The sequence below is a fragment of the Cupriavidus sp. a3 genome (assembly GCF_051015765.1).
Lineage (GTDB): Bacteria > Pseudomonadota > Gammaproteobacteria > Burkholderiales > Burkholderiaceae > Cupriavidus > Cupriavidus oxalaticus_A.
On record NZ_CP170645.1, the window covers coordinates 259,071 to 282,604 of the forward strand.

At 60.3% G+C, this 23,534-nt stretch carries 22 protein-coding genes; 7 read left to right on the forward strand and 15 right to left on the reverse strand.

The window, feature by feature from the left end; genetic code table 11:
- On the forward strand, nt 1-362 hold a 362-nt coding region (locus ACAD63_RS34035), incomplete at its 5' end, for an IS66 family transposase (RefSeq protein ID WP_434035058.1).
- Here the strand turns inward: ACAD63_RS34035 and ACAD63_RS34040 are convergent.
- The 15 genes from ACAD63_RS34040 to ACAD63_RS34110 form a co-directional block, all read right to left on the reverse strand.
- The gene (locus ACAD63_RS34040; RefSeq protein WP_434035059.1) at nt 307-1,065 is read right to left on the reverse strand and encodes a hypothetical protein; all 759 of its coding nucleotides are present in this window, start codon (nt 1,063-1,065) and stop codon (nt 307-309) included. The genes ACAD63_RS34035 and ACAD63_RS34040 overlap by 56 nt on opposite strands.
- 363 nt (nt 1,066-1,428) lie before the next feature.
- Complete coding sequence (locus ACAD63_RS34045; RefSeq protein WP_434035060.1) at nt 1,429-4,254, reverse strand: Helicase associated domain protein; 2,826 nt, start codon at nt 4,252-4,254, stop codon at nt 1,429-1,431.
- A gap of 97 nt (nt 4,255-4,351) precedes the next feature.
- Complete coding sequence (locus ACAD63_RS34050; RefSeq protein ID WP_434035061.1) at nt 4,352-6,079, reverse strand: ATP-dependent helicase; 1,728 nt, start codon at nt 6,077-6,079, stop codon at nt 4,352-4,354.
- A gap of 238 nt (nt 6,080-6,317) precedes the next feature.
- Nucleotides 6,318-7,166, reverse strand: coding sequence for an ATPase (locus ACAD63_RS34055; protein WP_434035062.1), 849 nt, complete (start codon nt 7,164-7,166; stop codon nt 6,318-6,320).
- Nucleotides 7,167-7,220: 54 nt separating this feature from the next.
- Nucleotides 7,221-7,838, reverse strand: a complete 618-nt coding sequence (locus tag ACAD63_RS34060) for a DUF4400 domain-containing protein (protein WP_434035063.1) — start codon at nt 7,836-7,838, stop codon at nt 7,221-7,223.
- Nucleotide 7,839: 1 nt separating this feature from the next.
- A complete protein-coding gene (locus ACAD63_RS34065) occupies nt 7,840-8,136 on the reverse strand; it encodes a hypothetical protein (protein WP_434035064.1) in 297 nt (98 codons plus the stop codon).
- Nucleotides 8,111-8,617, reverse strand: a complete 507-nt coding sequence (locus ACAD63_RS34070) for a hypothetical protein (RefSeq protein WP_434035065.1) — start codon at nt 8,615-8,617, stop codon at nt 8,111-8,113. The genes ACAD63_RS34065 and ACAD63_RS34070 overlap by 26 nt, the downstream gene beginning before the upstream one ends.
- Nucleotides 8,618-8,623: 6 nt before the next feature.
- The gene (traD, locus tag ACAD63_RS34075; protein ID WP_434035066.1) at nt 8,624-10,489 is read right to left on the reverse strand and encodes a conjugative transfer system coupling protein TraD; all 1,866 of its coding nucleotides are present in this window, start codon (nt 10,487-10,489) and stop codon (nt 8,624-8,626) included.
- The gene (locus tag ACAD63_RS34080; protein ID WP_434035067.1) at nt 10,486-11,736 is read right to left on the reverse strand and encodes a TraI domain-containing protein; all 1,251 of its coding nucleotides are present in this window, start codon (nt 11,734-11,736) and stop codon (nt 10,486-10,488) included. Before ACAD63_RS34080 ends, traD begins: the two co-directional genes overlap by 4 nt.
- Nucleotides 11,736-12,782 (reverse strand): type IV secretion system protein, encoded by a 1,047-nt coding sequence (locus tag ACAD63_RS34085; protein ID WP_434035068.1) that lies wholly within the window; start codon nt 12,780-12,782, stop codon nt 11,736-11,738. Before ACAD63_RS34085 ends, ACAD63_RS34080 begins: the two co-directional genes overlap by 1 nt.
- 17 nt (nt 12,783-12,799) lie before the next feature.
- Nucleotides 12,800-13,558, reverse strand: a complete 759-nt coding sequence (locus ACAD63_RS34090; protein ID WP_434035069.1) for a conjugal transfer protein TrbJ — start codon at nt 13,556-13,558, stop codon at nt 12,800-12,802.
- A 15-nt stretch (nt 13,559-13,573) separates the two neighbouring features.
- The gene (locus ACAD63_RS34095; protein WP_434035070.1) at nt 13,574-16,030 is read right to left on the reverse strand and encodes a VirB4 family type IV secretion system protein; all 2,457 of its coding nucleotides are present in this window, start codon (nt 16,028-16,030) and stop codon (nt 13,574-13,576) included.
- Nucleotides 16,024-16,353, reverse strand: coding sequence for a conjugal transfer protein (locus ACAD63_RS34100; protein ID WP_434034686.1), 330 nt, complete (start codon nt 16,351-16,353; stop codon nt 16,024-16,026). The genes ACAD63_RS34095 and ACAD63_RS34100 overlap by 7 nt, the downstream gene beginning before the upstream one ends.
- A 3-nt stretch (nt 16,354-16,356) precedes the next feature.
- On the reverse strand, nt 16,357-16,704 hold the full coding sequence (locus tag ACAD63_RS34105) for a TrbC/VirB2 family protein (RefSeq protein WP_434034687.1): 348 nt from the start codon (nt 16,702-16,704) through the stop codon (nt 16,357-16,359).
- 19 nt (nt 16,705-16,723) lie between these two features.
- Nucleotides 16,724-17,773, reverse strand: a complete 1,050-nt coding sequence (locus ACAD63_RS34110; RefSeq protein WP_434034688.1) for a CpaF family protein — start codon at nt 17,771-17,773, stop codon at nt 16,724-16,726.
- Between the two features lie 367 nt (nt 17,774-18,140).
- Between ACAD63_RS34110 and ACAD63_RS34115 the strand changes: the two genes are divergently transcribed.
- Genes ACAD63_RS34115 through ACAD63_RS34140 form a run of 6 tightly spaced genes read left to right on the forward strand, consistent with a single transcriptional unit; the run spans nt 18,141 to nt 23,522 of the window.
- Nucleotides 18,141-18,848 (forward strand): VirB8/TrbF family protein, encoded by a 708-nt coding sequence (locus ACAD63_RS34115; RefSeq protein WP_434035079.1) that lies wholly within the window; start codon nt 18,141-18,143, stop codon nt 18,846-18,848.
- A gap of 14 nt (nt 18,849-18,862) precedes the next feature.
- Complete coding sequence (locus ACAD63_RS34120; protein ID WP_434034689.1) at nt 18,863-19,765, forward strand: TrbG/VirB9 family P-type conjugative transfer protein; 903 nt, start codon at nt 18,863-18,865, stop codon at nt 19,763-19,765.
- Between the two features lie 14 nt (nt 19,766-19,779).
- Nucleotides 19,780-21,006, forward strand: coding sequence for a TrbI/VirB10 family protein (locus ACAD63_RS34125; RefSeq protein WP_434034690.1), 1,227 nt, complete (start codon nt 19,780-19,782; stop codon nt 21,004-21,006).
- A complete protein-coding gene (locus ACAD63_RS34130; RefSeq protein WP_434034691.1) occupies nt 20,999-21,805 on the forward strand; it encodes a lytic transglycosylase in 807 nt (268 codons plus the stop codon). The genes ACAD63_RS34125 and ACAD63_RS34130 overlap by 8 nt, the downstream gene beginning before the upstream one ends.
- Complete coding sequence (locus ACAD63_RS34135) at nt 21,802-23,091, forward strand: pilus assembly protein PilL (RefSeq protein WP_434034692.1); 1,290 nt, start codon at nt 21,802-21,804, stop codon at nt 23,089-23,091. Before ACAD63_RS34130 ends, ACAD63_RS34135 begins: the two co-directional genes overlap by 4 nt.
- Nucleotides 23,088-23,522, forward strand: coding sequence for a lytic transglycosylase domain-containing protein (locus tag ACAD63_RS34140; RefSeq protein WP_434034693.1), 435 nt, complete (start codon nt 23,088-23,090; stop codon nt 23,520-23,522). Before ACAD63_RS34135 ends, ACAD63_RS34140 begins: the two co-directional genes overlap by 4 nt.
- The last annotated feature ends 12 nt before the right edge of the window (nt 23,523-23,534 follow it).

The window sequence follows — 23,534 nt, forward strand, 5'->3', positions numbered from 1 at the left end:
CGCTCAGCACGGTGTCGCACAAAAGCGATACTGCGAAGGCCATCAATTACGCATTGAATCAGTGGGCCGCACTAACGCTGTATGTCGACGATGGCAGCGTCGAGATTGACAATAATGCGGCGGAGCGTGCACTGCGAGGAGTTGCTCTCGGCCGGAAAAACTTCCTGCACTTCGGCTCCGACAGTGGTGGTGAACGCGGCGCCGCAATCTATACGCTTGTTGCGACAGCCAAACTGAACGGCCTCGATCCCGAGGCTTACCTGCGACACGTCATTGCCCGCATTGCCGACCACCCCGTCAATCGCGTCAGCGAACTACTGCCATGGGCCGTGGCTGATCAGCTTCGCCAGAGCGCAGCCTGAAAGTATCCCCTTCGTCAAGAACGCTGACGGTCGGACGGTTACGCTTAAGCTCTTGATCGCGCACGAGAGGCGCCAGATCAATGGGGACCACCCGATCGTTAATTTGCACAAATACACCCCGGCCGGGATGTTTCTTCGTAGAAGACTGTTTGAGTTTGTTTACGCCACTCACCGGTGCGAGACATGTAGAGCCAGCATTAGACACATCCTGGCCCATCGAGGAAGGTTCAGCGTCCCCCAGTTGCAGGCCACCGATCCCTATGCAGTTAAGCAACTTTGCGGTGAATCCGATCCGTCCAACGACTTCGAGCTGCGCCCTGGTGCGTTGCTGCCGTTCACGCTTAATTAGCCCGGCATCCTCAAGTGCGCCAAGCGCTCGATAGACAGTGGCCTCGCTGATCGCGAGATGCTGTGCAATCGTTGCCTTCTTAATGAAGACGAGCGCGGTGGGCTCCTTCTGGTTCAGGGCGAAGCGGATGAGGGTGGCCAGAACTTGGCGACTCGTGATGTGCAAGCCCCGGAGCCCATCGGACTCGTAGACCAATGCTATCGCTCTGAGGATCTGCTCAGGCAGCCGCCCTGCATCGCACCTGGCGGTCTTGCGTTGCCGGCCATTGCTGACAACCGAGGTTGGAGCGTGCAACGCACCGTCGCATGCTGGTGTTCTTTGGGCAATAGGAAGCCCGTCGAAGCCAAAATTCATCTTCGAGCAACGCGCAAAGTTGTGGAGGAAGCATTGACAGCGAAGGGCGAGGCTTCGTAGACTCGAACTGTCTTAGAGTTTGAGTCAAGAGGGGTCGACGCCTGTCCCCCCTTCTGTCTGTGCCGATAAAAAGCCTGGAGCGCCAACTCCAGGCTTTTTTCGTTGGAGCGTGCCTACGGGCTCAACGACAACTCCTTCAAAATTCGATTGGTCACGCTAGCTCCAGAAGCGTCCGCTCGAACAATATTGGGCGCCTGCAGGGCACCACGGGCATAGGCGACTTGATGAACAGCTTCCCTTCGCCGTGAGCCAACATTCGCAGGCGGCGTAATGGGGGGCGGCGCGCAGTGCGTTAGTCTTCCTTCACTTGCTCACTCCAATGGCTATGGCCTTTCGCAGAAGGCTGCGCCTGGAGCGTCGACCAGTCCATAGAACTGGCCGCGCTTCCGAGAATGAAGTTTCTGCCTCACATACATAGCGATTCTCGGGAGCAGGGGCCCAGATCACGGGCCCCGAACTGGCGGCGCCCACGACATTGGCTGAGGATACGATTTCGGCCACAGGGGCAATCACGGGTGGAGAGCTATGGGGCCGTTTCTCGCCAGTCCGCTTAGTCCTCGTGCGCTGGCCACGCAAACTGAGCTCAGGCGACGCGCCCGCTGCGGCGAGGAGTTCCACGCGGTTCTTTTCCAGCGCGCCCTTCCTCCACCTGTCTCGCTGCACGTGCAGCCACATTCCTAGTGCGAACCCGTCATCGCTTGCAAATGCCATAGGAGGCAACAAACCTCGGCGTCCCCGCTGGTAGGCATGTAGGCGTTCAAGAGCTTTGAGCCACGCAGCATCGTGCCGCTCCTTCCTCACGTCCCAGCGTATGCCAAGACCCTCAAGGCGCTTTACCTTCGCGGCGTCCAATTCTCCTCTCTGGTAGAGCTTTCGCTGGGTGCCTATCCAATTTCCTAGCTTGTAGTTCTTAGAACCGTCGCGGGGCCAGGTGGAATGCTTTGGGGCGTTGCAATCGCCGTGAACACTGGCCCATGCCTTGGCAGCGGCGAAGCCTTCTTCCCACTGGGAATCGCGAAAGTTCCACTGCATGCCAATACTGTCGAGGCGCAGCTTCCTTTCGATGGGCAGCGCCCCCTTAGCATGTGCCAATCGGAGAGATGATATCCAGGCGCCCAAGGGGTATCCGTTCGGGACCACTGTTCTCTGCGGCGCGTTGCAATGGCCGTTTTCCTCGGCCCACGAAGCAGCTGCGCGAAAGCCCTTCTCAAAAGCATCGCTCAACGGGTCCCAAGAGAACCCGGCGTCTGTCAGCTTTGCCACCTTGTCGGCCGAAAGGTCGCCATTCCGATGGTGCCGCCGCTGTACGGTCGCCCATTGTCCAAGATCGATTGTTAGCTGCTCGTCATCCGAAGTCGCTCCAACCGGAACAACACCGTTGTCATTCGCAGCGATCCAACGGATAACCGCATTGCAAATCGAATGCCATTTGGTGTCAGTCGGCTTCCAATCTATCCCGATGGACTCCAGACGCCTCGCACGCTCCACGGACATGCGACCCCTATTTCGATAGTCACGCTGACCTGCAATCCATCGACCCAGCTGGAAGCCACTGGTCGAATTCTGCGGCCAGAGTTCATGTCCTGCAGCATTGCAGTTACCACACCGCTCAAAGCGCTGCCGTGCAAGTTCGAACGCAGCCTCCCACGAGTCAGAAGGATCATGGACCAGGAGGGGGCGTAGGATGTCGGCGATATCTTTCGTGTGCTTGCCACCAATGATGGCCACCTTGGCTAGTGGATCAAAGGCACTGCCTGCCTTACCCGTGAGAGATGAAGCCTTCGCAATATTCAACCCTGCGGCGAAGTCTTCGTCATGCGCTCTCAACGCTGCGAGGACGCGCCAAATGGCACGAAAATCGGTGCTTTTGGCAACTTCCTCCGGCGACTCGCCTTCCCCAACGAGGATCGGCAACACGACGGTGCCCACGGACTTGCCAGAGCTCACACGCAAGGCGCGCCCTAGCGCCTGCGCGATGTCGATCTCGCTGGTTCGAGGGTCGACGAATACAATGCCGTCGACGCTCGGAACGTCAACGCCCTCAGTCAGACACCGAGCATTCGTGATGATTCGATGCTCGGAATGAGGAGCCGAAGCCAATTGAGACAGAATCGCCCGGCGCTGATGGGCCTTCATCTTCCCGGAGACGAAGGACGCATGCACCCTTACCTGGGACTTCCCCATGGACCGCATAGCGTCGGCAACGGCGCCAATGTCTCGCTGGAAGCGAGCTGCCTTACTCAAGGAATGATGAAATGTGATTACCTTCCTCAGTCCGAATTCGCCTAGAGCCTTAACCACGCCAACTAGGCCGGCCTCCAAAAGCTTGTCCGATTGGGCCGCAGGCCTTTGTCTTCCGTCCTGTTCGACTACCGTCCGAAGGTCTTCACTGTTTGATAGAACAACGACGACTTGATAGTCGCACAGCAAGCCGAGGTCAATCGCCCGCCGAAAGGGAAGGGTATGGAAGCGAGGCCCGAATACGGTTTCATTGTCCATATCGACAATGCCCGATGCTTCCGCGCGATCATGAGTTGCGTTTCCGCGCACCCGCGGGGTGGCTGTGACGAAGAGTCGTTTGCGTGCACGAATGCAGTTGCCGTCTAGTACGACAGCGAATGGCGATCGAGCATCTCCAGCACAACGATGCGCCTCGTCGCATACCATCAGATCGAAGTCAGGAGCGCCATCCCGTACCTGCGCAGCAGCTATCACCCTAGCCGAGTGGTAGGTCGAAAACACAACCCGAGGTCCGGGAAGCGCAATAAACCGGCTGACCTCATTGCTGTCGGTGGTTACCGCCAGCCCACACTTTTGAAGAGAATCAACGCTGATGTCATCGGTTTGCTCGCCGCGAGATATGTTCTCGTCGGAACAGACGCACAGGGCATCGAAACCGCCGGCGTCGGCGACGTTCTCGCGCCATGAGAGCGCAAACTGTTCAACGAGGGAAATTGAGGGCAGGAAGACTACGGTTAGCCTCGCTTTCAACGCCTCGGCTATCCATAGGGCCGTAAGCGTCTTGCCCGTCCCACACGCCATGATGAGCTGTCCTCGGTCGTGGGATTGGAAGCCATGTAGCACATCAACGATGGCTTCGTTCTGATGGGAACGTGGTCTGAGTCTCATGTTCGTTGCTGGGAGGTCTTGCAGACAGCTGAAAAGGCTAGGCTAGCTCTGACTGAGCAAAGTCAAGTTCTGACGGCAAGCCAACGAGAATCTTTAGCTATGCCAGACCCGCCTCGATGACGAAGCGCGACGTTGGATTCTTCTTTGCTGTGGAAAGGACTATGGTGCGTCGGGCACGCGTAATCCCAACGTAAAAGAGTCGTCTCTCCTCTGCCTCGGTGCTTCCGTCATCCGGAATGACGCTCTCCTCAAGCCGAATCAGCGCCGTGTGGTCCCATTCCAGGCCCTTGCTCGAATGAAAGGTCGTTAGAACCACGGCGTCATCTGCCGGCTCGTTGTTGCTGCGCCGTAGAAAATCGAGGCGGTCTGAGAATGGACCATTCAATCTGGAAAGAACATCGTAGGTGGTGTTGATGGAGCGCTTGCCCTGGTCAGACTTGGCAAACTTCAGCATCCATTCATGCACACCATCAAGAACAAGTGCATGGAACTGGCGCACGTAGAGCGTGCGCCATTCCGTCATCTTCTTTTTCAACTCCAAGTACTTCTCAGCGGCATCCTCCGCGACGCCGGCCGCTAAAAGATCCTTCTTCTTCGCGCCCTCAACGTCCTTGCCAGACGAGAGTCTCCTATGGAGAGCCTGGAGATCGGTCGCCCCAATACCGGAGAAACCTAGAAGGGAGTCAAGCCCGCTGGCTTTGGTCTGCTGAATGAGTTCGAGGAGGTTACCCATCAGCGCTGATTCTGGGCGGTCGAGAATCGATCGTCCTGCAGCACGGTGGTACTTCACCCCATGCGAACGGCAGACGGCCTCTATGGGATCGAGAATTCGATTGGTCCGCGCCAGGATTGCCGCCGATTTGCCCGAACGAATTGCTACGCTCATCGCTTCCACTGCGGCGACGCCTTCCTTGTACTCATCATCGTAGCGCTGGAAGTCGACAGTACCGCCTAGCCCTTTGTGAGAAATGAGTTCTTTCGTGATCCTCTCTCGATTGTTCCGAATTACCTTGTCGGCGATCGAGAGGATCTCAGAATGAGATCGGTAGTTGATGCCAAGGACAATTTGGCGAGCATTGAACTCTCGTGCAAAGGCCTCAATCCCTTTAAATCCAAGGGCAGCACGAAACCCAAAGATCGTCTGGTCGTCGTCACATACGAGGCTGGTCGTTGCGCCAGCTCGTGCATGGATGGCCGTCCACGACGCTTGCAACGAATCGCAATCCTGGTACTCGTCGACGAGAAGCACATCAACACCATATGGCTCGATGGCACCGCGCTGCATTCCATCCACGGCGTGCCGCATCAGGTCCTGGAAGTCCAATCGGCCGTTTCGCTTCAAGGCCTCCTGATACCCAGCAAGAAGCTGACCTTCGAGGCTGTCCATCGCAGGCATACTCAACTCAGTCTTTAGGCGTTCAATCACTGCGATGGCTTCGTCGAGCTTCCACTCGAAGCCGCTCTCCTGGAGTACTTGCGCAATCATGGCGGCGCGGTCTCCGTCTGAAGCAATGTCCAGCCGCTTACCGGCCGCCGAATTAAGCTGCTTGTAAGCAAGCGAATGAAACGTCCCGGCAATCAATCGCTTCTTTGCCCCTGGCCCCGCTAGCGAGAGAATTCGGTCCCTCAACTCGACCGCCGCGTCCTTGCTGAACGTCACAGCGCCTACGGTCAAGCTAGGGTCACCCAGAAGGACCGCCGCCTTCGCCGCAATGGTTGCCGTCTTTCCGGCACCAGGCACCGCCACAGCAATGCAGTGCTCCCGGCAGTCCACGACTTCCCGTTGGGACGGATTAAGTCTTTCGAGTACTTCAGCTAGAGACATGGCCCGACACAGCTTGAGTATTGCAAGTGTCACCAAATGCCACGTGGGCGATCATTGGCGTACTTGTTGTTAGTAAGGCGCAGCAGGAGACAGCATGTAACATCAGCTACCACATAAACCGATTCGATTCGACTGCGGATCAGAAATTGGAACTGGCACGTCGTGTCACGTGGAGGCAGATGCCGGCACCGTGCGGCCGGATCTGCTTGTAGCTATCATCAAGGAGATGAGATCGAATTCAGATCCCACGCACAGTCGTCATCAGCTTCAGATGAGTGGTGTAGCTGCGCAGACCCAGAGGCTGGAACTTGCGGAGGAATCGGGTTACTTCGTCGTTGACATCGCTCTGGTCACGAATACCGTTCCAGACCATGAAGTCGAACTGGTCCATGGTTTGATCGAACTTGATCAGAACCTGCAGGACACGCACCGAGAAGCGGGAGTAGGCCTGGACCTCGAGCGCAAGAGAGGGGCGTTGGATCGTTGGGACGAAGACGATGTCGTCCTTTGCACGCATTTCCTGTTCCCGTTGCTCGCGGTAAGCTTTCGCCACACGCAGTTGCTCGTCCACGTAATCCTCGATTTTCGAGAGTTCGCGTTCGAGGTAGTTCTCGAGCGTCGACAGCTCGGTGCGCGAGAACGTGGCAGCGCCAAAACGCTGCAAGTTCAGCGACATGCGATTCATGTACGGCCACCATTGCTCGAAGAGCGGCCGCAGGCGTGTGTGATTGAGCTTCAGCGCCACAGGAACGACTGCCGCGCCCGCGAGCTCGCGATTAAGGATTAGCAGGCCGAGTTCACGACGACGGCGAACGATCGCCTGGCGGTCCTCGGGCGTGAGGTCGCGGAACAACTTGCGAGTATGTTCTACTTGGGCCTTGCGCTCTTCATGGTCGGCTGTCGAGATCAGCCCCTCCTTGCGCAGAACATCGGCGGACTGCTCCATCTCCGCGAGTTCTGTCTCGACGTCGCCGGAGCTATCGATCGAGCCGAGCGTGGCAGGAGGCTCATCGAGCAGTGCAACGGCGCTGGCCATACCAACTTCCTGGAGCGGCTCATCTGCAGGGGTCAGATCGGTCGTGGTCATAATTTCTCCTTTGAGAGGCCGGACGCCCGGCCTTGTTAGTCGCTGCGGAGTCGGCTACTTGCCGACGTGGAATGAAGCTGCAAGACGCCAGCAGAGCAAGCCGACCAGGCAGACACCGAAGGTCCACCAGCTCGCCAGCATCGGAAGAGGTAACAGCATGGCGGATGCGCCGAAGCCAAAGCAGAGCATCAAGCCGTGTGCCGCCACGTGGAAGGACACCGGATTGGCAAAGCCCGCGCCGGCGGCGCGAATCTTGCGCGATACGGTCCCATCATTGAACAACGCAAGGAACAGCACGATTGCGCCAACGAGCCAATAATGGCCGACCGCGGCGCGATACAGTGCGCGGTAGATCGTCAGCCAGAAGTGCTGCATCCAGCTTCTACCGAAGGCAGACGCGCCACCATCGGCAAATCCGGTCTGGGCGTCAGAGCCAGAGAACGACGACTTGACGACGCCGCTCTCGATGAACCATTGGTGAAAGCGGGCGTTGGCCAGTGTCACGGCGACGTCGGCCTTTTCGGGGCCGAGCACGCGCTCAACCGAGGCCTGTTCTGCCTCACTGATCTCGAAGGCGCTTTCGTCCTGGATGAACGGAGCGAGCGTGCAGATCATCAGCGGCGAAAAGATCAGCCACAGGCGAACGTGCGACGCGAATCGGCTATTTGCCATGTCAGCTCCATCGCAGGGCGAGCAGTACCGGCAGGCTCAGGAAAGCAACCAATGCGCCCCAGAAGACGGCCGGCTTGACCACGGAGATCTTAATGAGCGCAAAGCACGCTGCTGCCGCTCCAGTGGCGAAGGCTAGCGGCATTGCTGGCGCGCCGGGAGGAGGGGCCGACAGCCACTCATGCATGTGCAGGGCAAGCGCTGGGTCGACACCGAAAAGCTTGGCAGCCATGCGAACCGGGGCCTGCTTGAGCCGGATCGCAAGGTGGCGCGCGTCATTGTGCAAAGTTGCCAGCGACATCGTAGTTCTCGAAGTAGCGGGTAAAGGTGTAGCCCGTCAGCACGCGGGCGGCCAGCTGAAACGCAGCGCAGCGTTGGGTGATTGCGCCTGGCGCCGGCTCGTCGACGACCCGGCAGACATAGCCTTCCGGCTGGCGTTGTTCGAACGCTGGAATGGACTCGTGAAACGGATACCAGACGTTGTACTTTTCGCCTTTGAAAGCTGCGTACCGCTTGCCATAGAGTTCATGTGCGCGCGAGAACAGGCCTTTCATGAACGCGACGTTGGGGTCGCCGTGCTTGCGTGCGGCACGCCATGCGGTGATGCCATCGGCCAGCATTTCCTTGACCAGCGGCTCTTCGCGGATTCGGAAGTTCACACCGATGTAGTCGACCACGCGGGTGCAAATGTCATCGAGGTCCGGCGATAGGGAAAACACCGGCGAAAGCTTCGCCGAGAGCTTGTACTCCTTGACGATTTGTCGGAACAGGCTGCTGCGCATTGGTGTTTAGTCTTTGATGATGGGAATTCGGCCCTGGTAGACAGCGCCTCCAGAGATTCGGAGGAAGTACTGCAGGTTCGGCAGTTGCATGACTAGGTCGTGCGGAATCAGTGGTACCTTCTCAAGCTGGGCAGAACGGGACACCGACCCGCTGAACTCGCCGATGTGGGCCTCTGTTCCGGTGCTGGTGCTACTCGACACGACCAGGTTGCGAATGGCGGTGGTACCGGCTTTTTCGGAGAACCATTGCGCCGTGTCGATGTCTTCCAATCGTAAGACGATCTGGTTGTTCAAATTGCCCAAAACCTGCTGCATTTTTGCCACGTTTCCAAGCTTGGCCGTGAAGTCCGAGCGGGTCTGGTAGGCAACGAAAGCCTTGAAGCCGGCACCGCGGCCCTTGTTCAGCAGCTGGAGCAATTGTTCGTTGATGGCCTCGGCGGCTTCGTCGACCACCAGGACGATCTCTGGCGGCTTGGCGTAGAAGTTGTAGATGGCGCCCGCGACAGAAGCGATGTCGGCCAGCAGCATCGACATGACGGCCTGTGCCACCATCGAATTGGAAAGGGAGTCCGCCCCAACGTAGAGCACGGCCTTCTGCTTGATGACCTTGTCGATATCCCAGATCTCGCGGTCGTCTTCGAAGTCGTCGGCCTTTGGTGCCAGCATTAGACCTGTCTCGCCGGTCGCCAGCATCTGCAGCAGCGGCAGGGCGGATGCAATGATCCGGCCATAGTGGTCACGGTCGTGTTGATAGGTCGAGATGAGGCCGTCGATCGCTTCATGCCCCTTGCCGAGCTTGGAGAATCGGTCGATGTACAGGCTAACCATGGCGTCCAGGCGGGTGCCGCCCGCCTTCTGCGCGACCTTCTGCATGTACCCCGTGGCTTCCTCTTCCCAATCCGGCTTCCCAGCTTCGGGGAAGAATCGCTCCAGCCCACGCTCAAGCAGATTATTAATGCCGTTCTGTGCGTACTGCAGAATCGAGCGCAGGTTCGGCTTGTCACCGACGTAGAGCTCGCCTTTCACGGCGCGGTCGATGAACAGGAAAGCGAACTGGCGGAAGGGGCCTTCCTCCATCAGTTGGGCGATACGCGTCGGGATTTCCGAAGGTTGAGACCAGTTTTCCAGAGGATTCAGGCGGATGGACTGCGACGGCGCGGCTTGCTTCCAATACAGGAACTTGCGGCCGGTCCTCTCGCACTCGCGCTTGCACCTGGCAACCCAATCGGGGTCATTCTTTGGGTCGATCGCGATCAAAATGTCATTCGGGTTGTGAATGACCTGTGTCGAGATGAGTTCGAACGTCCGTGTCTTACCTGAACCGGTCGTACCGCTGATCGAGGTGTGGCCGCCCATCGCCTTGTAGTGAAAGGGAACGGGAATGCGCAGGGACTCCATGCCACCGATCCAAGATTTGCCCTGTGGCGATCGGTCTGCAATGCTGTTCTCCGGGGCGAACGCCTTCTCGATAGCCTTGACGGTGTCTTTTGGCAGCCACCTTGGCAGGCCTGGGATGTCGCTCGACGGCATACGCAGGATGTCGTGGGCGATCTGACAATGCTTCTGGGTCCATTCGTAGCCGGTACCCAAATACATCGCATCGTCGTCCTTGTCATCCGAGCGCAACTTGCGGCTCTGTGTCAGGAGGTCATCGATCCGGACGAGGGTCAGCCACTTCGTGGAGATGGAAAGACGGAACCTGAGCGCGCGCCACACCTGGCTGGAGCGAAAGAGCAGGAATGCCATGCCACCCAGCGCAAAGTAGCCACTGTTGGGCATGCCACTCACCAGCAGTAACAAGACAGCCAACGCCCAACCGACGACGGCGCGGAACTCGTAGATGGGACGGAAGTGGTTGATGTACTGGCTCATGCTTCAGGGGCTTGGGAGGCAGGCAGGATCAGGTCGCCAACTTCGTTGACCAGCAGGATGTCTTGCCCCACGATCTTGTAGAGATGCTTGAACTTGCGCAGATTTTCGATGAGCGTCTCGGAGGCAATGCCATAGTTGCCCAGCGAGCGCTTGCTGATGGCAACCTTTCCCTCAACGCGGGTCACCTTCGTCTTGCCGGCGGCCGCATCTTGGGAGAGCGCCTTGAAGAATTCGCGCATGAGGTTCGAGGTGCCTGCAATCGCCTTGAACGGATCCTCGGGGGGTGGTTCTTTGCGCAAGGAACGGGCACCGTCGAGTTGGACGGCGTTAGGCGACGCACGGTGCTGCGCGGCCGCATCGCTGCCGGCCGGATGGAGTCCAGCTGGGGAGCTTGGATCCGACTCGGTCGTAGTCCCCGATTGCTTTACCGGCGGCGCCGTTCCCGTCTCGGGTACGGGCGCCGTCTCCGTCTTCGGCTGCGCTGGCGGCTTTGACGCACCGGGAATGCTATCCTCGGCCAGTGCTTGCGCTGACGGGGCAGGTGTTGCGTCCGGGGCAAAGGCCGCCCGACGGGCCTTCAACTCGAACTGGGTCACGGTCTCGATGGCCTGACGCACCACCTTGTGCAGCAACGTTTCCAGGCCGGCCGGTCGTGGATCTGGGTTGATGGCCCCGAACAGATCGGTCAGCACCTGACTGTCGAATGCGCCCAACCGTTCCGCACCTAGAATTTCCCTAGCGAGCAGTGCCGTGCGCATCCGCTCGCTTGGCAGCGGTGCCTCGCGGCGGGTAACCCGGTAGGTGTCATCGCCAAGCCATGCGCCGAACGCGCCGTGGGCTGCTGGAACCCACTCCGCTCCGTCGCGCTGCCGATGAAACTGAAAGTGGCGGCAGGGCTCGTCCAGCCTCGAACAGCAAGCGGCTAGGAACAGCGCATACAGGTACTGCGGCTCAAGCTGGCGCCGGCGCTCCGAGGTTTGATCCGCGGCAAACTTCTGTGCGCCAGACAGCCGCATGGCGAAGTAGGCGGCCTCGACCGTTGCACGGAACGCGCCACCCGGCTCGGCGTGCTCAGTTGGCCGAAGCGGCATACTGGAGAACCACGCGGCGCAGCGATCCAGGACGCTCAGCCACTTGTTGCGGAAGTCTGCGTCATCCGATTCGTTGGCGTACTGTCGGACCAACGCAAGGCGGCTGTCGTGGGATGCCAGCAAAGCCGGTGGAGTCAGGTGTTGATGGACCGTCATCACCTGCCCTTCTTGGCCAGGAACCCGCCGATGCCGCTTGCCGCTTTCATGCCCAGGCGCCCGGCAGCACCTCCGCTCAGCCCGCCACCGGACCCGAAGATTGCGCCTGCCATCTTGGGGACCTCCAGCGCGACAAGTAGCATGAAAATCGCGATGCCGAGCGCATAGGCTGCCCCCGCAAGGGACTGGGTGCCGATGTCAGTCTGATCGACCATTGTGGAAGTGAACGCGCTGGAGACGAGTCGCGCCATGACGGAGGCAACGACCGTGTACATCGAGGCGCTGATCATGAAATCGAGCCAGGAGACGAAGAAGCGGCGAGAATAGTCCGAGAATGCGAGCGCGACAGCGAGCGGGCCTACGACGATGCCGACGGCCGCCTGCACCTCCCCCAAAGCGATGAAAAAGCTGTAAAGCAGCGCTGCAACCGCACAGACGACAAATGTAATGATGAGAACGATCCCGGAAAGGGCTACGCTAAGGATGGAGAGGCCGCTTGCCGCGTCCATAGCCTTGTTGTAGGTGTCCAGGAAACCGGCGCCTACCGAGATGAGCGTCAAGGCCGGATTGCTGGAGCGAGTACCGGCGATCTTGTCGCCAAGCATTTTGAACCAGTCAAAGATCCCCGGAGCGAACCTGTCGTACCCCGCATAGATCGCCGCAAAGATGCCTAGCAGCATGAACGCCTCAAAAACTTCCGTCCACGCCGTGGTGGGATCGTTCGTTGCAGCGAATCGGATGCCGGCCAGAGTCAGCGTGATGAGTGCCAAGCCATAGGCTAACTTGTCGGTTTCCGATCGGATGGTCTGACTCAGCGGTGAAGCGCTTGCGATCAGGCCACGGCGAAACGACTCGAACTGGCCGACCCAACTCTTGAGAGATTCTCCGATCGACCCTTTTGGTCCGGAGAATGACGGCGGGGCCTTGATAGACTCTTCCGACTGCGACCCAATCATCAGGGGGGGAATCTCGACCTGAGCGAAAGCCACGTTTACGTGCATTAGCACAGCAGTGGCCAGTAGAATCAATAATAGACGCATAAGCATGGCTTCCTGGCGCCGGCTCAGTCGGCTTGCAGCTTGCGAGAGAACACTCGGGCGCGTAACTGCCGAAGTTCTTCATCCTGCGCTGTCGAAAGCGCGCGCATGGCCTCCGCGCTTTGCGCTTCCTTTGCAACGCTCTGTTGGTCCTTGTCTGCGTCCGCCTGGGCCCGCACGCTCATGAGCTGCAGCAAATCCGAGTTCTGGCTGGCAAGCACGTCCAGCATCTGATTGGTGGTCTGTGCCGCTGCCTGAGCCGTCGGCGAGAGCTTGACCTGTGCCTGAATTTTCTGGCGCCGCTGCGCGACAGATTGGGTGTTCTTGAAGACTTGCTCCCCCAGGCTGAACAGGTTCTTGGCCGTCTTGTCGCCGTTGCTCAGCAGCTTGCGCTGATCCTCGAACCATTGCTCCTTGGTCTTGCCTGAGGCGACGACCATGCTCTGGATCTTCTTCAGATAGTCGGCATTGTCCGAGACGGTGCCATACAGGTCCTTGAGCGAACTGCCGTAGACCTCGTACTTGCCGATGTCATCCCTGATCGCATCGAGCTGCTCCGTTAGCGCGGCGGCGTCCAGGCCCGTAGCCTGCAGGAGCTGGTTGGCCATCATCTTGTACTGGTAGACGATGTTGGTGTTCTCGTAGACCTCGGTCTTTAGCGACTGCATTGCCGTCCGGGTCGTCTGCACAAGCCCGACCCAATCGGTGACGGGCAGGGCGGCTTGGGCCGACGAAGCCCCGAGGGCCGAGGTGGCGATAGCGATGTTGGCGATCCACTTCTTCACGTTGACTCTCCAAAGTTATGCGGCGCGCGCGAGCATTTCGCGCACATAGCGGTCCTGCCAATCGGCGTCCCCCGACGTGTAGTGCTTGTCGCAGATGGCCTGTGCGACACCGTCCGAGCGCAGCATGGCGACCATCGCGTCGGAGAACGCGGTCTGAAGCATTCGAGTCTGGGTTGTGGTGATGAGGAGGTAGTCGCGGTTGGGCACCGCGTCAGAGATCAATGCAATCTGGTCGTCGGTCAGGCCGAACTTCTCCTTGTAGAGCTCAGGGGTGGTCTTGGCCTGGCTATTGGGCAGGTAGACCCAGTTGGCGATGTTCTCCTTGAGGATTTCGAAGTTCGCGACGCGTGCGATCTGCCGAAGGGACTGCGTCGCCGACCAGATGGCACCATTGAGCTTCCGAATGGTGGTAATCCAGTCCTCGTAGCGCCTGTAGAAGCGTTCGTTCTGGAAGAAGAAGCCGCATTCCTCCACCTCGATGATCGTGTAGCGGATGCCGTCCATCGACTGGCTGATGCGGTAGAAGGCGTAGTCGGTGAACAGCACCGCTGCGCGTTCATACTTCTGGAACAGCTCGCCCATCTCGATGCACAGGTTGTCACTGACTGCGAATGCGTCGTCGGCGTGATCGAAGAAGTGGCCGTACTGGCCACCCTTGAGCCAGATCTGAAGCCGCGTGCGCAGGTCGGCATGCAGCATCGTCGAGAGGGAGCTGAGGGTCCAGCGTTCGCGGGGGTATGCCGCGACTAGCTTCACGGCTTCAAAGATGTCCTGGACCTGTTGCGGCGACAGCGTGAAGTCATCGTCTTCAAGGGCGAGCGTCAGCCATTCCGTGACGTAGGTGAAGTTCGATGGATCGGCTAGCAACGACAAGGGATTGACCGGCGTGCTGGTCTGGAACTTTCCCGTCACGTCGATGAACGTGCCACCGCTGAGCAGCGTGGGAATGCGGGTCGACCTGTCCTTGTCGAAGCGAATCCGACGCGCCTTGTGCCGGTCGCCCTGTGACACCAGGAAGTTCAAGAACACGGATTTCCCGGCTCCGATCGGGCCAATCACGAACAAATGACCGTTGCCGCCCCGCTGGTGCATGTCGACGCGCTGGATGGTACGGTGGCGGGTCGGCAGGCAGGTGAGTGGGGGAACCTCGGCGCCGGTCTTCTCGCTGAGCCACGCGTTGAAGGTGGGACCTTCCAGGACAGATCGGACAGGTGCGATATCGGATACGGCCGGCGTTTCGACGAACTGCAGGCGCCGTTGCTTGTCCCAGCGACCGGGCAGGGTGCTGTTCCACGCAGGCATCAGATTGGCCTTCTCGCGGATCGCCCCGAAGCCGGCGTTGGTCAATGCGCCCACCACCTCGCTGACGGCGTCTTCGCATTCATTTTCCGAATCCGCGTAAATGATTACCGAGATGTTGGCAAAGCCATGTTGCACGCCCTCGGCGGTGAGGCGTTTGAGGGCGTGACCCGCTTCCTTGGCGAGCTCTTCGCGGCCTTCGTCGTTTTCGCTTTCTTCCTTCGAGACGTACTGCTTCATCATGGAGCGCAGGTTCACCGCGGCCATCTTGTAGAAGCGACGCACCTTCTCGATGTAGGCGGTCGCGCGCGCAGTGTCCAGGAACCGGTACATGATGCAGATGTCCAGCTCGGCATCGACCTGCAGGAGACTGTCCAGCGCCGCCTCTTGGAAACTCATCCATTCCTTCACCGCGACCACCGCCGCATAGCGCTTGCCGTGGGCGGATTCGAAAAGGAGTCGCTCGGCGCCCACCGTGACTTCGGATTCAGTCAGATGCGTGTCCAGCAGCGTGACCGGATACCGGATGCGACGCGGCGGCACGCTGGGATTGGCGACTTGGTGCAGCGCAGCATAGCTGTCTTGCATCGTGAGCCGGGTCGGCTTGATGCGCGGGATGCCGCCGGAAAACGCGTCGAGCATCGCCTCGAAACGTCGGGTATCGGCCTGCATCTTCTCCAGATCAAATGCAAACGCGCTGCGAGACAGCACTGTGTCTTTGGCGGCTTCGACGATGGCGCCGTAGACGGAGCGTCCCCCCACTGTCATGTGGTAGCCAATCTTCTCGAAGAACTTGGCGATGCCGGATTCCGGTGTATAGGCGATGCTGAGTGCGTGCGTGTTGCGGAAGTACCGCCCAGTGGTCATGTGCGCGCGGTTCAGCGCATTCAGCCTGGCGTCGGTGGGGTTGCTGAACTCGCCGTCGATGAATCCGGTGGTCCGGCGATGGGACAGGCGCCACCAGGCTGTGATCCGGTTGTCGAAGGATCGACATGCCTGATCGAGCTGGTCTCGGGCCGACGCAATATCACTGGCATCGGCGCTGTCCGCATCCACGCCGCGGAACTCGTACGTCGCCAGAAGCGAGCCGTCCTTGTTCAGGATCAACCCAGGGGTGAGGGACGTGAGCCAGGGCACGATCTCGGCCAGCGGTCGGCGTTTGAGTTTCAGCATGGCAGGTCACTGTCAAAGCCGTACGGACGGCGGAAGACCGCGTCGGACTTTCCGTGCCAGGGCACCGACTCGTAGAGGTCGCCGTACATGTTGTAGACGTTGAGGATCTGGTTCCACCACGGATCCCGGCTCGTCAGCCACGCCAACAACGCATGGGTGCAAAGCCCGATGACGAAAATCGACACCGGAATCTCCCAGCCGCTGCGGTAGGTAACATAGATCAGCAGCGCGACGATGGTGCCGTTGGCGATTGCGAGGCCACGTACCGCGCCTGCGATCAGGCGAGGCATCGACAGGCCGATGCTCACATGGTGCGTTCTCATCTCTCAGAAGCCGGTGCAGGCGGCGACGATGTTCAGGGTCTTGAGGATCGACGGCGCGGCCGCGGCCAGGCCGACGCCAACGCAAGCCCCGGAGATGAACTTGGACAGGCTCGATTCCGCATTGGCATAGGCATAGGCGCCCAGCACAATGACGATCAGGCCGATGACAAACAGATACTTCGTGTTGATGAAGGTTGCGATCCCGCAGATGAAGAGGCCAAGATTGCCGAGAAACGAATCGTCCGCCGCGACGGCAGAGGTGGCAACGGCCATCATGCCGACGAGCAGCAAGGCGGACGGGGCGTACCTGCGAGCTGTCGCGCGGGCGCGCTGGGAGAACTGGGAGGTCATGCGGAAAGACTCCTGAGGTTTAGAAAACACGTTGGAATTCGTAGTCGTTGTTGCGAAAGCCCTTGATCTCGATGATCTCGGAGAGCACTCGCATGTCTCCCGAGCGCTTCATGTGCACAACGTAGTGAATGCAGTCGGCAATGAGACGACGCATGTCTTCGACCTTCCAGCCGGAGCCGGGCGGGATACCGAGCAACGCCATGCTTTCGAGACGTGACAAGGCCATGCGCGGACTCGGTGCGTGCAGGGACCCCATGCCGCCGTCATGGCCCGTATTGAAGGCCTGGAGCATGTCGTACGCTTCGCCGCCCCGGACTTCGCCAACAAGAATCCGGTCTGGCCGGAATCGCAGAGAGAGCGCGACCAGATGCTGTGTGGTCACGCCCTTGTCTGCGTTGGAAAGCAGGCGCACGACGTTCGGCACGCTGGGCTTGAGCTCCGTCGTGTCCTCGATGGTGATGACACGCTCCTCCGGCGGGATCTCGCCGACCATGGCATTGAGTAGCGTGGTCTTGCCTGAGGATGTCCCGCCTGCTACCAGGATGTTCTTGCGCTGGCGGACCAGCTCGCCGAGTGCATGGGCGAGTGCGTCGTCCTCAACCGGGCCGCAGAAGATCGGCGTTTCGGTTTCCGTGCGCGCATGCCGGGAGGAGAACGCGCCGGCCTTCACGTAGTCCGACAGGCGCATGTTCTTTTCGCGATGCCGCCGGATGCTCAGTGCGTGGCCGTCGATCGACGTTGGCTGCATCACGGCGGCGATCCGCAGGCCCTTGTGACCGGCGTTGATGATGCCTTGGGCCGTGCCACGCACTGCGGATTTTTCTACCGACGACGCCAGGGAACGGATCGCTCCCTCGATTTTGAACGGATCGATCTCGATATCGAGTCGCGTCATGATGCCGCGTCGCTCGACCCAGATACTGTTGTGGCGATTGATCATGACTTCCGCCACGTCATCGGCGTGGATGACGTCGTGCAACGGTGCCAGCGATTCGAAGAACATCGACACGGCGCTGTCGGCCAGCTGCGTGAGCTGCAGAAGAGGGTGGTTGGTGGACGCTGATTCCATGCCCGCTATTGTTGGCGGGCAAACGGTCCTGTAGTCGGCTGAAAGCTAGGCCATTTTCAAGAGCATTCGACGAAGTCATGCAGCACCATCAGCTTCCAGCCTCGCGAGGAGGAACATGTTCCTTCCAAAGACTGCGAATCACGCGGTCAAATCCTGAGCTTTCGAAGATTGACGCCTGGTTAGGGGCTGCAACGGCACGATTCGAGGCAACGACCATTGTGCAACCCATCCCGACGGCTTGGGCACGATCAAATTGAGGTACAGCGAGAAGAAAAATGGAAAGCTCTGCAAATTGGCACAGCTTTCGAGTGCAGGTGTACGTGGTTTCACTGATTCAATTAGCGGCATCCCAAAGCCCTGCCGCATCATGCGCTTCTTACGCAGATCCACCGATAAAGCCAAGTCCCTGACCATTGCGCCAGGCATGTATGGCGAAGAGCGTCCAGAGCAAGTCATCTTCGATCGGACCACGCGCATCACCGTAGACCGCAATCACTGGAAGCTGGCGACAGTCGGCGCCGCGTGTGTCGCCCTCGCGGCCATTCTGACCCGCGAGCCCCCGCCCTCAGTAGTGAAGGTCGTTGGCGTTTCGGCGGATGCGACCGGCAAGCCAATCACGCGCGAACTGGACGCATTCCACCCGGATGAACGACAGGTGCAGGCCGCCCTCAAGGACCTCGTGCAGCGGTGGTTCACCATCGAGCCCATTCTGACGCCACAGATCGAGTCATCGCGCATGGCGGCGAACCTTCGTTCGGTGCGAGAGCAGATGCTGGGATCGGCCAAGGAGCAATTCAAGGCATGGGTGGATGAAGACGAGCCGTTCCGGCAGGTGATGTCGGCACCGACGCTCACCCGGGAACCCAGGTTCACCAATATTGCCAGCCTGCCAGACAGCACCGTCGTGGTGGAGTTCGTGACCACGACAACCGAGGATGGGTACAAGCCGCGCAAGCAGCGGTACGCGATCACCTTCCGCTATCAGGTCAAGCCGGCGGACAAGGAAGCCATGCTTGGTACGAATCCGTTTGGTGTCTTCCCCATCTTCTTCTCCATCCAGAAATCCGCGGCCTGAGCCGTCCTATGCCCATGGAAGCGCGTACTCCCTCCCGACTTCTCCCGCTCGCCATTGCCCTTGGCCTGTCCCTGTTGCTCTCCATCCCCGACGGCAATGCGGCGGAAAAGGCTGGGCGCCGTCTAGGCGCAGGCGTTTCCGGGCTCGGCATCGGCGATCTGAGCGATGCCATGAACCCGGGCAACCCGTTTAACGGCGGTGTCGACCCGATCGCGTTGCCGGGTGACTCACGCCTGGTCGTATTCACCTACAGCCGGGACCAGATCTTCCGCGTGCTGAGCGCGCCCCTGAAAGTGACGACGATCGAGTTTCCGGACGATGAGCAGATCGTTGGCGATCCGGCCTGGGGCGAGAACGTGCGCTGGGACTACGACACGGATGGCGCCAACCATCTCTACGTGAAGCCGCAGGCGGCGGGTCTCGTCAACACCCTGTCGGTGAACACGAACAAGCGCAGTTACGAGTTCACGCTGGTGTCCTCGCCGCTGGGCGGCATCTTTTACCAGAAGGTGCGCTTCCGCATTCCGACCTCCATCGCGGCCAAGGTCAAAGCGCGCAACGATGTGCGCGGCGATCAAGGGGAGGGGGCTGCCGGGGCGGAAGCGCGCAACCCCGACGCCGTCGCGGTGTCGCCGGACCAGCTCAACTTCGAGTATTCGATTTCCGGCACCGCCAGCTTCAAGCCGGAGACCGCCTTCGACGATGGCAAGGCGCTTTGGCTGCGGCTGCCTGCTGCTGCGCTCCAGACGTGGCCGGTCGCACTGGTGAAGGACGGCAGTGACTTCGTGGTAGTCAACCAGATCCGCCGCGGCGGCTATCTGGTGGTGCAGCGCCTAGCCGATACCGTCGTCCTACGCTCCGGTGACGATGAGATCAAGATCGAGCGTGGCCGTCGCCGCGTCCTGGGGCTGTTCTGATGCGCGCGTCGAAAATGGATCAGAACGTCGCTTCCGTAAGCGATGCCCAGGAACGCACGGTAAAGGGGAAGCTGCCCCGCAACGTGATGTTTGCACTCGGTGGCGTCTCTGCGTTGATTGTGGGTGTTCTGGGCTACTACTTCCAGACCGTCACGGACGCGCAACTGGAAGCGAAGGCTGAACAGGCGCGTGCCGATCAGATCAAGCAGCGCGCCGGCAATGTCGACACTGGACAAAGCCTTGAGGCAGCGATTCGCGCTCAGGCCGACAAGGCCCGCGAGGAAGCCGACAAGCAGCGCAAGGAAGCTATTGTGCCGGACACCAAGAAGCCGGTGCTGACCGCTGCTGACCTGAATGGCGGTGCGAAGGCGGCGCCCGCGCTGGATGCCAAGAAGAACGAGGAGGATGATCTCTACACGGCTCCGGTGTTCAAGTCCGGCGTGCGCAAGTCTCAGCTGAATCAGGGGCGACTGCCTGCTGGGATCGCAGATGTCTCGGATCCTGAGCAAATGCGCGCGATCCAGAAAGCGGTGGCTGCGCGCCAGGGCGCTGCAGATGCCGCCGCACTCGCACAGGACAACGCGGCGCCACAGACAGTTTCCGCTGACCGTCAGTTCCTGCGTGACGCCGGGAGCATGAGCACCTTGCGAACCGGCTTCGATGGCAAGTTGCCGAAATGCACGGTCAGCCGAGGCTTCGTCATCCCGGCAGTGTTTGCGGGAGGTCTCAACTCGGACAAGCCCGGCGAGTTCCGCGCCACCGTATCCCAGGACATCTACGACACCGTGCAGGGTACTTGCAAGGTGATCCCTGCCGGCAGCACGCTGGTCGGCATGTACAGCGCCGATATTGCCGTCGGGCAGGAGCGCATTCTCACCGCGTTCGTGCGCATGCAACTGCCCAACGGCAAGACCGTGCCGCTCCTGGGGATGCAGGGTGCCGATCCGGATGGGACCGCCGGCAATAGCGGCGACGTCAATAACCACTTCTTGAGGATCTTCAGCGGTGCGCTGGTGATCGGTGCGCTCTCGCTTCGTTTCAACGATAACCCGACGACGACCACCGTCGGGCCTGCCGGTCTGGTCGCCTATGGAAACGCAGCAGGTCAAATTGCCACGCAGACGGCACAGACCATCCTTAACCGAAACCAGAATATCCGGCCGACCATCACGACCGAGCCGGGGCAAAAGATGATGGTCCAGGTCAAGCATGACATCGTGCTGGAGGCCTATCGTGACTAAGCGGACTGCCGGCATCCTTGCACTGACGGGCGCGTGGCTCATCGCTGTTGGCGCACAGGCTGCAACGATCGATGCGGTCATTAGCCCGAACGCCATTGTGGTGAAGGTGGACGGCCAGGCGCGCGTGCACACCCTTGAAGGCAAGCCGGTCCTGTATTGCGGACTGGAAGTCTTCCTCGGATGGTCGGCGCGTCTGCTCGGTGCGCAGATCGATCCCGGTGCGGAGGCTGGTCCAGTCGTCACGCTTACCGGCAAAGCCGTTCCGATCGCCGCATTGTTCGTGCGCGAGGGCTGGCTGCGTCCGCCGGCACTGAATGATGCCGCACAGGAAGCGCTGGCCGAGCGGCGCGGCGGCTGGGCGTGCGCCCCCAAGACGGAACCCTTCGCCCAGCTGGGAAGCCGCGTCGATCCCAAGATTACGGCGGGCATTGCCATGAACGAGTCGTCCTACCGAGGCCGCCCGTGGCCGTGGACGCTGAATGTGGCCGGTCGCGGCATGTTCTTCTCGACGCGCGAGGAAGCGTATGCGGCCATCAACCGCCTGCTCGCCAATCAGCGCTGCGATTTCGATGTCGGCCTGATGCAGGTGAACTGGTGCTACCACGGCAAGCGGTTCGCTTCGCCGTGGGAGGCACTCGCGCCGGCGACGAACATCCGCGTGGCGGAAGACATTCTGACCGAGAACCTGCAACGCAGCGGCTCCGCCATGAAGGCGGTGGCGTGGTACCACAGCGCGAACCCGGAGCGCGGTGGGCCGTACTTCTCCCGATTCATGAAACACGTTGCGCAATTCCAATGATCAGGCCGCTACTCCTCTCCGCACTTGCAATGGTGGCGACGAACGCCATGGCGGCCGACACCGCCCCCCTGGACTTCGACTATCAGGTGGTCGCGCGCGTTGCCGATCGCCCCGCCATGGTGTTCAACGACGGGCTGTCGACTTACATCCAGCCGCGGCATGGCCAGGCCGTGCAGGCAGATGGCGCCATCCAGAGTGGCCCATACTGGATCATCGATGGGGTGCCTGATGTCGTTCGCTACTCGGTCAGCGGGCAGCCTGTCATCGCACGCTGGAAGCGTGCAAACGGCTTCACATCGGAGCCGGCGAAACGAGTAGGGGATGTGGCCCGTAGCCCCGCCGCTATCTCGGGACGGCTCGCACTGATCGGCAGCTACGACAGCCAGCCTCTCGTCCGTGCTGGCCGGTCGAATCTGCCGCTCGCGCAGCTGGTGAAGTCGATCGCGCCAGCAGGCTGGAGCGGCACCGCGCAGAAGGACATCCCCTTGACCGAAGAGGTGACCCTCGAAACACGCGGCGGGGAAAACTGGCTACAGGCACTCGGCCGCGTGCTCGAGCAGCGCAACCTATACGGTGAAGTGGACTTCAGCCGCCGCAACATCGCACTGCGCGCCGGCCCACCGAACAGCTTCGCCGTGGTCGAGGGCGCCGTCGCTGCCGCTACCCCTGACGGGAAGCTTCAGGCTGCTGCCGCGACAGCTGACACGTTGGCTACTTCCCCTGCCACGTTGCCTGTCACACCTGTCGATGCGGTAACACCGGTAGCTGGGACACCGCTGCCCGATGGCCCCACGCTGGCATCGGCATTCGGTGCCATGGCGATCAGGGACACGAAACAGGGCCGCATAGAAATCCGGTTTGAGCAGGAGCCGAAGGACCTGGTCTTGCGCGACGCATCCGACAGCAAGATCTGGACGAGGTGGGACGAGGCCCAGCGGGTATTGTCCTTTGCCACGGTCGATCGGTTCACGGCGACGGCGGATGGCAAGTCCGTCGACGTCACGCGCACCCCGGAGATCGACTATGAGTTTCCGAACCAGAACGGCGCTGGTCTGGAAATGGTCTTCGAAAAGGATGGTGCGACCTATCTTAGCTTTGCCAAATCGCTGGTGAGCGTGTCGGTGTTCGGCGATGAACACCAGCGCAACGGTGAACTCAAGGACCGGTACTACAAATTCAATGGCATCGCCGCGCGCCTGACCGTGATCGCGGATGGGAGTGTGGTCTACGTGGATCGCGTGCCGCAGGTCCGGTTCAAAGAGCAGCCTGGAAAGGTGGCGCTGTGAAGATCGGTGCGATCGCTGTCGTCTGCACGATCTTGCTGACCGGCGTTGCCCATGCCGACTGCCTGGACGATGCCGCGGTGCTTCATGGCGTCAGCCCATCTCTGCTGCGGAGCATCGCCTTGCAGGAGTCCGGGATGCGGCCATGGGTCACGAATCGTAATGCCAACGGTTCGGAGGATATCGGTCTTATGCAGATCAATTCGATCCACCTGCCGCGGCTGGGCCGGTACGGCATCACGCGCGCCCACCTGTTTGATGGGTGCATCAATGTCTACGTCGGCGCGTGGATTCTGCGCGAGAACATCCAGCGCTTTGGGCCGACGTGGAAAGCAGTTGGGGCCTACAACGCTTCTTCACCCGATAAACAGTTGCGCTACGCCAACCAGATTCATGCGCGGTGGCAGGCGCTGCAGCGCGCCGCCTTGCGGTAGTTCCTTCACCTA